A 12,578-nucleotide genomic window follows, 5' to 3' on the forward strand; every position below is an offset into this window, starting at 1 on the left:
TCTATCTCTCCAGATGTACGGAGTTTTTTCAGAAATCAAATACTAGTCCTATACTTTGTTTAAAATCTAGAAATTCTCCGTTCAAGTAACATAAAGTATTAACTGTTCGTCCATTCATTGGAGTAATGCGATCTCCTGAACACAATAAGCTATTTACTCGCCAGCGAAGATCGCTCACGCTAGTAACTCGACCAATAACCTTACATCTACGTTTTGCTTCTGGCTTTACCTGACCCCACGCATTGCTCCAACCTAAAAGAAGTATCGTTGATGCAACTACTAAAATTTGGCAGATGTAGACTTTTCTCCCAATTTTGCTCTTTTGCCTCTGTGTACTCAGCATCAAAAGTTTTATATAGTTATATGCAAGTTAATAGCATACAAGAATTAGAGAGATAAAAAAAGGTGTTTAGAATTGTAAATTGTAATAATAATTTGTTACTCTTGAGAGGCTATTAAATTCAAGAAGCTTAATCTTGAATTAAATTAGGAGCTTTTTGTCTAATTCTTTCTATTATTTCGGCTCGCCAGATGAAAACTTCTGGTTCTCTAGATTCAGTTAGCAAACAGGCTTCCCAGGAAAGCCAAGAGTTATCAAAATCACCTAAAATTCCCTGCACTTTTGCTAGCAAACAGTGGGTAGATGTTTTTTGAATATCTAATTCTTTTGCTTTCTCTAAATATCGCTTTGCCTCGCTATATTTCTTCTGCTCAAATTTTGCCCAACCTAAATTTTTATACAAAACTGCTTGCCATCTGGAATTTGTAGTTTTTTGTAGTCCTTCTTGGGCGAGAGAAATTGCTGTATTATAATCACCTTGTAAAATTTTTACTCTAGATAAATTATTGATAGCAATTATCGCTTGTCTATTAATTTTTATGGCTAACTGGTATTGTTGCTCCGCTAAATCATATTTCATTCGTTCATCGTAATAAGTTCCCAATCCATAATGCCCTTCCCAATTATCAGAGGTTAACTTAAAAGCCTTTTCATAACTATCTATTACACAGCGATAATCTTGTAATTGTTTACACACAATACCTAAATTATTATATGATTCTACATTTGTGTCATTATATTTAATTGCTAATTCATAGTATCTTTTAGCTAATTCTAGACTCTTCGTACTACGAAGTCCTTTTTCAAAATAAAATTTGGAAATTGTGTATCTGGCTTGAGGATTAATTTTTATAGCTGAGTCAAAAAACTCTTGTGCGGTCTGAAAATTATTTGCTGCCTCAGCCTTTTCCCCTTGAGACAGTAAATATTTAGCTCTTAATGGTAATAATACTTTGAAAGTCACGAAGACTGTCAAAATCATAAATCCAATTGCTGCGCTAACTCTGAACGTTTTAGACCTCGTTAATCTATAAATTTTACTTTGCTGAGGAAGTAATTTTAATCGTTGCAGGATAACTTCAGTACTTTGCGGACGTTGCCCTGGTAAAGGAGCCGTCAACTCATCAATAAAATCACCAAAAGGTTTGTCAATTTGCGGTGCTTTGTTTCTCCATATTAATCTTCCTGTCTGTTTATCCGTAGGTAAATCGATTAGTTGAATTGCAGTAAGTAGATGGACAAAAGTACGACCCAAAGCATAAAAATCTGATTGCGGTACTGCCTGTCCATCAGTTTGTTCTGGCGGAGAGTAACGAGGTGTGCCAACAGATGTAATTTCATATTTTCCTCCTCTAGACGTGCTGTCTCCTCCACTTCCGCTTATTTTAGCTAAATAAGTACTAGTTACTCGCCGTGCTACACCAAAATCAACTAACGCTAATTGACCACTTGACTGGAGAATTATATTAGAAGGTTTAATATCTCTATGAAAAAAATTAGCCCGGTGTACTGCGGCAAGAATTTCAACTAATTCTTTTAGCCATTCTAATGCTTGAGATTGCAAAATACGCCCATTAGATTCTATCCATTGCTCTAAATTCTGTCCCTCGATTTTATCCATAACCAAGCAATGTAAGGTTAAAGAAGTATTGACAGGAACAAAAGTGAAAAAGTCATCTAAGGTACTTTTGGGAATATTTGGATGATGGATTAGTCGTAAACTAAGAGATTCCCGCTCGATTAATTCAACCAGTTTCGGCGAGTTCAATTTCAGAACTTTCATAACTCGCTGCTTGCGGACGGGATTCCATTGAGTCCCAGCGTCCTCTACTTCAAAAACTTCAGTATAGCTGAATGGATTTTCATTCAGCGGTCTTAATGGCTTAATCAAGCGGATACGGTTATTAATTAGCAGCGAAGTACCACAAAAAAGACATTCTTCAATGTCTTTAGGATTTTGACGTTGCTCGCATAGGGGATTTATACAGTAACTCACATTCGCCGGAGGATAGCCAGATATAAACTACCTACCCCAAATCTAGTCTTTCTTCCCATCAACGATAATGTAAGTGAAGATTTAAAATTTTGAGTAGTCATTTTCGATAAATTAAGTATATTTTATAACTTCAAAATAAAGAAGAACTAGGAAACTTGTTAATATTTGTGTATCGATGGTAGTTTAACAGCAGCATTTAAAGTAATCAATTTGATAACTGCTACTGCGATCTAGTGACGGCAGTAGTTTTATTAACTACTTTTTCAAGATGTACGTAAGTAATGATTCTACTCTATCTTTCGTCCCCTTTGCATAATTGGTGACTTGAGTTATTATTTGTTTGGAGCAAACAGCTATTAAGTAGAGAAATTAAGTATCACTGAGTTATATTTAAAACTATTACTTGGCGGTTGCATTGAGAAAAAGCGTATGGGGTTGGTCGCTCGCTCGAACAACAGAATGAGTATAACTATGGATTCTAATGCTGTCCAAATACTAAAATCACCAGTCTATTCTCCCCTTGCTTCAAAGAAACAAGAGCTTTTAGAGCAAAAACACTCTTCTGTGACAGTAAGTTTTGATGAAACTTTAGTAATAGTCAATGATTTAGTGCTTGCCAAAAGAGGTAGATACTTATCTCAACCAGAGATACTTATTATGAGGGGAGCGTGGCATAACCGTGAGTTTGTAGAGATAGCAGAAAATTCAGCTTACAGCGTCAATTACTTACAACGAGGCGTAGCTACTCGGTTATGGGATATACTCACAAAAACAATTGGAAATGGCAAGCGAGTTACTAAAAAGAATGTACGGAATTTTTTAGAGCAACTTGCACAAGAGTATTATCCTCAATCTGCTTTTACTAGTGAAGAAAAAAGCTTCCCTGTCAAAAATTGGATACAAATTATAGGAAGTAAACCTCCTGATATCTCAAGTTTTTATGGACGCGCAGGAGAACTATCTTGCTTAAAAGAATTAATAATAAAGCAACGCTGCGTATCGTTAGTAGGGGTAGCAGGCATTGGTAAGACTGCATTAGCTGCAAAGCTAATACAAGAGATTAGTGTAGAATCAAAACCAAAATTTGATTGCATAATTTGGAAATCAGTTGCCCATGCACCACTGTTTCAAGACTTTATAACCGAACTAATAGAGCTAATCCAACCTTTAGAGCCTAAGCTAGACTCACCTAAATTTACTCAAGCAATGGTTTCAGCACTGATCAAGCAGATGCAATCGTGCCGATGTCTTTTGGTATTGGATGAATCTGATTCCTTGTTTGAAACAACTAATTTAGAGCAACACTTAGAGTACAAACTATTTTTTCGCAGATTAATAGAGGAAATGGATCAAAGCTGCTTGCTCTTAACTAATCGAGTCTTTCCTGATGAATTTGAGGATCTTATAATAGCAGGACGTCCTATTCAATATCTAAAAATAAAAGGTTTAGAGACTGATGCTGCAATGCAACTTCTTTTTGATCAAGGATTGGATGACGAAGAGAAATGCAACGAATTAATTAAAATTTACTACGGCAATCCTTTAGAGCTAAAGACGGTAGTTACCAGAATTCACCACTTTTTTGGCGGAAGTGTTCAAAAGTTTTTTGAAAATAGAACTACACTTTTCAGTAGCCAATTTCAAGCAATGCTTGATAAAGCCTTTGGTTACTTATTAAGTAAAATTCAACAAGAAATTATGATTTATATAGCAGAAGAGTTAACTTTAAACTCAAAACCTGTTAAGTTTACTAGTTTATTAAATGGCTTGAATCAAAAAGAATCAATATCGTTATCAGTATCAGATTTAATTACAGCATTAGAAGGGTTGGAAAAGCAGTTTTTAATTGAAACTATTAAAGATTCTGCTTCTGAAGAAAGTAGTTTTACTCTTCAACCTATAGTCAAAAAATATATTAGGAAAAATATACCAGGACTGGTGCATACATCTAATGCTTCACCAGAATTAGCGCTCACATTTTAATAGAGGTAGCTATGATTGCAGGCAAACTAGAAATCACAATTAAAATCAATGAACTGCCACAACCTAAAAACATAGAGAACGATTGGCAGCATTTTGACTTAGACTGCGACAGACAAATTATTTCAGCCACAATTAAAGTAAAGATTTGGAAGAAACTGACCGATGCTGCAAGTAATTATTCTCAATGGGTAGGAGCAATTGTAGGTAAACTTGGACAGCAAGCAAAACAGAGTTTCGTGTTAGAGAAACCCAACATACAAGTTTTCGAGCGCAAGCCCAAGGCAGAAACCACCTCTGCGTTAGGTGCTACTTCTTGAAAAAGCGATTACCCAATCAGGGTAAGCTGGAACAAACGCTGGTAAATATGGAGGAGTCAAACAAAAATCAGAATCTCGCTAGATACGGAAAGACCATAAGTTGTGTAAAATCAAGCTGAATAGTTACGTAAAGGAGATAGAGGTGAAGAATTTACAACAATACCCGCATCTAACGCACAAAGCGCCACTAAGGAGTCGCGCTTTGTACGAATCTTAAATTTCATATAACCTCAGAGCGGGGTTGATCTCGAAGGAACAAAATAAGTGGTTGTTAAAGTTTGGCGACTAAGATTACCACAAAAATTGTCCGACTGAGTTAAATCCGCGCTGCTTTCCCTATTATACAGGGGTTGTCACCAGATCGTCGAATTTTTGGTGGCGGATTTTTGGCTGTTAAAATTCTTTAAGTAGTGAAATGTTAAATTTAGTTAAGAAAAAACTCCGAATTTTGTAGCTAAAAGATGTAGCAGCGCGAATAACAGTTATCAGTTACCAGTTATCAATTGGAATTTACAGTCCTTGATAACTGTCAACTGTTGACTGTTAACTGATGCAGCCCCCTCTGAGCTTGTCAACCAAGTTATCAGGGAAAAATATCGTGAGAAATAGAGAACGCTCCAAGAGCGCTGTAGTTGAGCGCATGGGGTCGAGTGCAGCTTTTGCATGGCAATTTTGTGCTGTGACGAAGGGAAATTTTCGGAATATCCAGGCTAGGGCAAAAGTTTCGCAGCTTGAAAGAGTTCTCTCCAAGGAATTCTGGGGGGAGAACCGATGAATGCAGCGACAACTGAATATCCAAACAATCTCACGGCAGCGGAATACCATGAGTTGTTAGCTGGTAGCGCCATTCATCCGGCGTTGATTAAGCGCAACTTCTTTCACGTTGAGGGAGAATCAGTTTATGATTTCCTGTTCATATCTGATAAAATCCCACGTAAGAATGCGGGTCGGGTAACAGATGGATACATAAAAATGTATCAGCACCTATTACTAGGTGGGACGTGGATTCAGTCACTTGATCCATTCAAAAACTGGCAACCGATGGAATGGGGAAGAATTAAGCCCAACTTCCCGCGCTTTGATTGGCACTCCTGTAAACCAGTCAAATACGAGTCACCCCCCAAGACACCCAACCGCGTTACCTACTTTGATATTCGCAACTGTATTTGGGACAAAGTTGCAAAACGCTATCTAATTAAGCGCTATCATTCACTTTTAGCACTGCGCTTACTGGATCAACTCAATCCACTAATATTTTGGGAGTGGGTAAAGCAGCATCCAGAGATTCCGGTTATCTTATGCGAGGGCGAAAAAAAAGCGGCCTGCTTGCTTAGTTTAGGGTTTGTAGCGATCGCACTTCCGGGAATTTGGAACGGGCGAGTCGGAAGACGGGATTTTGATGAACGGTTGCATCCTGACTTAGTACCAATGGCTCAGGCGGGGCGCAAGTTCATAATTCTTTTTGACTACGAAACTTCTTCTAAAACCAGGTGGTCGGTGTTTCAAGCCACTGTTCGCACTGCAAAAGCAATCGAATCGGCTGGTTGCTTATGTGAAGTCGCATTACTGCCGGGGCCAGAAAAAGGCGTTGATGATTTTGTAGTTGGTCGCGGTGTTGATGCCAATGCCCTGCTAACTGCAATTATAGATGATGCCAAATCACTCAAAGATTACCAACGCTCGTATCGGGCTAAAAAATGGGGACTAAGTAAATACAAACCAGATGTCACTATTAATGTTAAGTATCTCTCTGAGGCTTTGTGCATTCCTGAACTTGAAGAAAAATGCTTGAGAGTGCCTGAGCAAAATGATCTTGAAAAGGAACAACTTTTCACGCCATCTATAAAAAGACATCCTCCAAACAAGAAGTCTACCGATTCTGGCGGAGTTGATTCAGACAAATCGAAAAAATCCCCTACCTTCAATTTCCCAAAATCAGGACTAGTCGTACTCTGGAGCGACATGGGCACTGGTAAAACCCAACTCATGCGCTGGTGGCGTGACCAAAATCCTGATACCAGATTTCTCAACAATGGACATCGGGTTAACTTGTTGAAAAATCTTGCCGAACGTTTGCAGACAGCCATGTACTCCGACTTGGGTTACGCAGGTTTAGCCCAGGCTCAAGCCCTTAGTATTACTATTGACAGCTTGCATAAGCTGAATACTCAGTCTCTCACCTACGGCTGCATATTTATAGATGAAGCCTGCCAATACCTTACCCACCTGCTGCACAGTAATACTTGCAAACAACATCGCGCCGCCATTTTGGAGGTACTGGAATATATAGTATACAACGCGCCGTTAGTGGTGATTGCCGATGCACACATGGATGATTTAACGGTAAACTTCTTTCTTGCAATGCGACCAAAAGGTGAAGTCCCGTACATCATTAAAAACGAATGGCGAAACGGTTCACGCACAATTTACTGGTACGAGGGGGATAATTCTAGCGCCCTAGTCGCCCAAATCTCGGCAGCGTTGATGCTTGGAGAAAAAGTTATGGTTGCCAGTGACAGTAAGCGTTTTATCAAAAAACTCGACAAATCCTTTACTATCAAGTACGAAAAGGTAGGAGAAGGGGTGCATGTTAAAGGGGAAGGGGTAAAGGAAGAATTAACAGATTCCTCCATCCTTTCCCCCTTACCCCTTACCCCTTGCCCAGCCCGTAGGGCTTCATGGCGCATTTGGTCTGTCCATTCAGACAATTCTGGCAGTGATGAGAATGTCGCTTTCATCAAAGATATCACCAACGCTGTCAAAAACTTTGATGCCTTGTTCACCTCTCCCAGTCTCGGTACTGGTGTCGATATTTCTGAATATCATTTTGACTTAGTTTTTGGTGTGTTTCACGGCGTTTCCCAAACTGCTACTGAATGCGCCCAACAGCTTTACCGTTATCGTCCAAAAGTCCCCTTTCATATTTGGGTGGCCCCGCGCCCCCCATTTGGTTACAAAGATACCAATGCTACCAAAATCAAAGAGCGCCTCCTCCAAACCAATGAAATGACTGCTTTTCTGTTGCGGATTGACCGTAAAACAGGCAAACGGGGAGCCGAGAAAAATTGGGCGCTTGAGGCTTACTGCCAAATTCTTGCCAACCGCCACTATTCTCTGAATAATCTCCGCGATGATTTGCGATCGCTCCTCACTGAAATGGGCAATACATTTATATGTATGGGCAGTGACGATGATGACCAATCTCTTGAACGCATGAAAAATGCGGCGACTGCTTTGGACACTGCCCATTATTCGGCTGTTGCCAAGGCTAACAATATTACAGCCAGTGAGTACCGCGCCCGTCAAAGCAAAGATTACCTTGACCCTAACGAAATTTTTGAATGTGAAAAGTTTCGTATCTTTGATTCCTACGGCATCGAAGTAACCGAATCACTGGTGGAACTTGATAAAGGCGGTCGATTAATAGGAGCCTTAGCCGGACTTGAGGCAATTTTAGCAAAGCCCGATGAATCAATTGTTGACCCCAAAACTGGGCGAAGTTATCCCACCCCGCCCCAAATTGTCGCTCAAAAAGACCGCACAGAGCGGGACAATTTACCTTTGTGCATGGACTGGGGCAATTATTCGGCACGGTGGCTGGCTAGGTTTAACCTGGGGCTGCATCAAATTCTCACTTCTTTAGTCAGGGGTGATGAAGTTATCGCCGACGATTCCACCTTACTCAAGATGACGGCGATCGCCATTAATTGTGCTGCTCACGTGAAGGCAATTCTTGGGTTTACCATCCCCAGTGACTGTAAACCTATTTGGTTACTCGGTACTTTAGTCGAGCAGCTGGGGCTAAAGTTGACCTTCCGCAAGCAGGGTAAACGGGGTCAACAGGTGAAACTTTTCTCTTTATCTAAAAAGGAATTGGAATTTGCTCAACAGGTAATTGCTCATCGCGTGGCAAAACGTACCCATTTTGCTACCCAAACCCCTGCTGTGTATAGCGTAAACCCCGATCACCCGCCCGTATCCGCCCCCCCCCTTAATGCTATAGGTAACTCCCATAAAGGAGGGGAGGATACTACCGAATTTGAGTCGCCTCCGACCGATCGCACTACGCTACTCCACTGTGTAGAAATACTTCGCTCTGGTATTTCTCGTGGAGTGGACGCGATTAAAGGCATTCTCAAGCGATGGACTGGGGATTTGCGCTGGGAGACGGTGCTGGAGTTGGAGACGGTCGCGGCAAATGAGCTGCGTAAGCTTGAGTCGGCAGTACCAGAATTTTACACCTTGCTAAGTGAAGAGGTGTTGCCGATGTCGGGATAAGAAAGAGCGATCGCCTTAGCGCGCAATTATGAGACAATTACTTATCAGAATCTTGCTTATAAGAATGAATATTCGGGATTTGTAGTTTACTCAGAGTCCGGGATTTTGAGTGATTGGGAGCTATCCGTCAACAATCTAGACCTGAATTTAAATCCAGGATCTAGTAATGGCGGTAATTTAACCCCAAATGTTAATTTTGAGCTTGATTCTAGGTCGAATTGGAATTTAGTAGTTGATTTTGGCATTGCTTTTGATGCTCCAAGATATACCTTAGAAAAAACTTCAAGCTCTGAAATTACCTTAACAGGTGAAGTGGGACGGGCAGGAACATACATCTATCAAGATTCTGCTGCCAATATTATCCTGGGTTCTTCATCTACATCAGTACCTGAACCCACTTCCCTACTAGGTCTATTGTTTGGAGTTGCTGCAATTGCTGCCTCTAAAAAAGCTGGTGAGACGAAATCTAAAGCATAAATTACTCAACTCTTTACCAAAGCTTTCTCGATCTACACAGCACATAGCCAATCACAGACCACAGACTTACACCCGAATGGCACTAAGAAAAGCTGAAACACTTGTGGTTTAAGCAGTTTGTAAAAGATTTCGTAATTCGTGCCGGGGTTTGGTCATTAAGGGGTAAGCTTTTGGGCAACGTTTACGGACTCGTGGTTCACTTCTTCCAGGGCGATCGCTCACAGCTTTGTGAGCAATAACTTTAAGTAAAGTCCAATAAATTTGAAGACGTTTTGTTGAAGTTGCAGCTAACAATTTGGGAATAAAGTTATTTAAATGATGGCGAGTACCTTGCAGTGATAGGCGTAACGGAGGATTACCGTAAGTAGTACCCGCAGACCACATCAAACTACGAAGTAAATTATAGGCAAGCAAATAAACATAAATTTCTTTGCGTACCATTGAAGGGGTTTTACAGCGCAAAACATCCATTCCCAAAGTAGTTTTAAGATGCCTTAAATCTAGTTCAATGTCCCAACGTTTACCATAAAGCCCAACAATTTTGAGAGTAGGATAAGTTGTTGTATCCAATAGAGTAGTAATTAAACTGACTTGTTGAGTGCGAAAACCAGGAATCACAATGTAGTAGTAAATTTCTCGTACAATTATGGCAGAAGGTAGAGCATCAAATTCATCTAAGCTCAATCCTTGCGGGCATCTTTTAGGTTTATACCAAGTAACAAGTTTGTCACAATCGCCAACAACTTTTCCTTTTCGCATGGTTGTTGTCCGAGATTGATGTTTACGGAATACCACATCACAACCAAGTTTGGTAATAGCAACCATATCGGCATAAGCACAAAAAGCTCTATCCCCTAAAAGTACATCATTTGGTTTGAGAAAACTGTACAACCTCCTCGCTAATTTAATATCATGAGTGTTCAGGACATCTATGCACAAAGCAACAGCGCCTCCCGTCACCAAACTGAATATCACACCAATCTTAGCAATTGGGAAACCACATCCTCCTTTTTGACTACTAGGTTGAGGGTATTCTTTTTGGTTCTCTATGGTGTCTGGCATGGAAACAGTTGAACCGTCTATTACTAAGACATTGCGACCACACCACAAATGTTCTTTTGTCACTTTCTCTTCTAGATTTCGTGCTGAGGAATTGAAAAGTTTCTCTAATAATTTCTCTGGGAGCCTTGCTCTGGCTTGACAATATCCACTAGTATCCGTTGAGGGAACTTCTACTTTTGATTCTGCTAGATGTGCAATTATTTTACTCACAGCATTATGGCAAGTTTTGTCGGTATCCAGAACCTGAGATAGAAATGCCCACAATGTTACAAACGGATCAAATAACCGCTTTTTGTATTTAATTTTTAATTCGGAAATTGCTTGTCTTATTACAGACTCTGGCAATAGTTCTTTGAAAGGTAAACCTAAATATGAATTAAATTTATCCTTGAGGATTTGTACTCTTAGTGTCACAGTAGTAGTAATTTTGGTTTTGGCTTATTCGTCTCAAAAACAGTATTTCACGGACGAGTAAGCTTTTTTTACCTCCAAAAACTTTTGGGCAATTGTACATCATCCCTCTATTAGCGATCGCCTGCCTATGCCATTACTGCTCGTCCGGCATTTCAAGCTATAGCTCTTATCCCACATACCTTAGAGCTTTTCTTAGTGCCATTCCGTGCAGAGCCGAAAAGCATCCCGCGCAGCCACAGGAACTTTCTTTGCTGGTGCGGGTATGGGGAGCGCTATCGGTACCCAGAAAAAACTTCAGATTAAGCGATGTTGCCGCTTGCAACAAAGCCTGACGATGCTCCTCCCGTTTCAAAATGGGCAGGCAATAAAAATGGGGGCAAAGGCCGCCTTTGAACAGGGCATTACGGTTAAACAACAAATGTTGTGGCGTAATTGTTGCTGCGATGGTGTTGGCAGACAGGACATACTGCACCGCATCCGAAGTGGTGATATGCTCAAGCACCACCCGCAGGTTGGGAAATCGCTGCTTAAGAGGGATTAAATGTCGCTCGATAAACACCTTCTCGCGATCAAACGTATCAACATCGTTATCGGTCACTTCCCCGTGCAGTAATAACGGCATGTCTACCTGCTGCATTGCTTCAAAGACGCGATCACGCTTTTGAATATCCGTCACACCGGAGTCTGAGTTGGTCGTTGCACCGGCTAAGTAGTACTTGAGAGCTTTGATAAACTGAGATTCTTTCGCCCGGAGAATGTCGTCGGGGCTGGTGTTGTCGGTGAGATAGAGCGTCATCAATGGCTCAAACTGTTGGCCTTCTGGAATGGTGGCGAGGATGCGATCGCGATAGGCTGCCGCATCTGCCACCGAGCGGATAGGCGGCTTCAAGTTCGGCATGATGATCGCGCGGGCAAACTGACGCACCGTGTGGGACTTCCAAGAAATAAATGTGATTTGAACTAAAAATTGAGATTTTAACCCATGATATGCTTCAGAAATGGGTATCCAGTTTATAGTTCAATTTTAATATTCGAGTTTTTTTACTAATAATGATTATCGTGTAGGGGGATAAAAAGACTGCTAACAGGAACGTTTGTATAAATACTTCGACTTGATTATCATTATTATTCAGCTACTATTTGAGGTTAGCGATCGCCTAACAACACAGCGATCACTTGGACAATGAAATATTTGATTTTTACTCAAATATCTACTAAAACAAAAGTTTTGAACCATAACATGAGCATTTGAACCATATTTTGAATTGAAAGTTTAAGTTAGAACAATTTTTTCAGGGATTTTTTGTGCAAGTTTTGTCTAATTATGTTTTTTAAACTCATTCTCTAGTTATGCTTCACAATTTAAACTCTCTCTCATGTATGAATGCAAAGTTTAATTTTGTGATTGGCGCAAAAGCCTGAAATTTCGTTAACTTTTTTCTAATTTATGGATCAAAATTTTTCTCATATTATGATTCAAAGCATAATAAAATATACAACCAATAAAAATGATAATCATTACAGGGGGGGAGAGGGCAAGGGTTGCTGTTAGCAACCCTTGCCCTCAAAAATACACAAGAGAAATCACCACTTTCCTTGGATGAAGAGTGGTAATTAATGATGTAGTATTACTAATTCTCGGAGTGAGAAAACTTGAACAGGACTTACGCAACTGGCACAGCGCGATCACTAATTAATAGTATTTATGTAC

At 40.2% G+C, this 12,578-nt stretch carries 7 protein-coding genes and 1 pseudogene; 4 read left to right on the forward strand and 4 right to left on the reverse strand.

Going from position 1 to position 12,578, the window contains the following annotated elements:
- Positions 1-470: 470 nt before the first annotated feature.
- Both RM368_RS36410 and RM368_RS36415 read right to left on the reverse strand, forming a co-directional pair.
- Complete coding sequence (locus RM368_RS36410) at positions 471-2,123, reverse strand: serine/threonine-protein kinase (protein ID WP_322698569.1); 1,653 nt, start codon at positions 2,121-2,123, stop codon at positions 471-473.
- Between the two features lie 141 nt (positions 2,124-2,264).
- A pseudogene (locus tag RM368_RS36415) lies at positions 2,265-2,336 on the reverse strand (4-Cys prefix domain-containing protein); the annotation flags it as partial.
- Positions 2,337-2,807: 471 nt separating this feature from the next.
- On the opposite strand from RM368_RS36415, the gene RM368_RS36420 reads away from it, so the two are divergent.
- From RM368_RS36420 to RM368_RS36435, 4 genes are all read left to right on the forward strand, one after another.
- Positions 2,808-4,319, forward strand: coding sequence for an ATP-binding protein (locus RM368_RS36420; RefSeq protein WP_322698563.1), 1,512 nt, complete (start codon positions 2,808-2,810; stop codon positions 4,317-4,319).
- Positions 4,320-4,330: 11 nt separating this feature from the next.
- Complete coding sequence (locus tag RM368_RS36425; RefSeq protein WP_322698564.1) at positions 4,331-4,636, forward strand: fertility inhibition FinO-like protein; 306 nt, start codon at positions 4,331-4,333, stop codon at positions 4,634-4,636.
- 771 nt (positions 4,637-5,407) lie between these two features.
- Positions 5,408-8,914 carry a plasmid replication protein, CyRepA1 family gene (locus RM368_RS36430; protein WP_322698565.1) on the forward strand — a complete coding sequence of 1,169 codons (3,507 nt, stop codon included), beginning with the start codon at positions 5,408-5,410 and terminating at the stop codon, positions 8,912-8,914.
- A gap of 105 nt (positions 8,915-9,019) precedes the next feature.
- Positions 9,020-9,391, forward strand: a complete 372-nt coding sequence (locus RM368_RS36435) for a PEP-CTERM sorting domain-containing protein (RefSeq protein WP_322698566.1) — start codon at positions 9,020-9,022, stop codon at positions 9,389-9,391.
- 108 nt (positions 9,392-9,499) lie between these two features.
- Here the strand turns inward: RM368_RS36435 and RM368_RS36440 are convergent, their stop codons facing one another.
- The gene (locus RM368_RS36440) at positions 9,500-10,867 is read right to left on the reverse strand and encodes an IS4 family transposase (protein WP_322698567.1); all 1,368 of its coding nucleotides are present in this window, start codon (positions 10,865-10,867) and stop codon (positions 9,500-9,502) included.
- A gap of 166 nt (positions 10,868-11,033) precedes the next feature.
- Positions 11,034-11,792 (reverse strand): dihydroorotase, encoded by a 759-nt coding sequence (pyrC, locus tag RM368_RS36445; protein WP_322698568.1) that lies wholly within the window; start codon positions 11,790-11,792, stop codon positions 11,034-11,036.
- Positions 11,793-12,578 lie beyond the last annotated feature (786 nt).

The organism is Nostoc sp. DedSLP03 (assembly GCF_034530815.1).
Lineage (GTDB): Bacteria > Cyanobacteriota > Cyanobacteriia > Cyanobacteriales > Nostocaceae > Nostoc.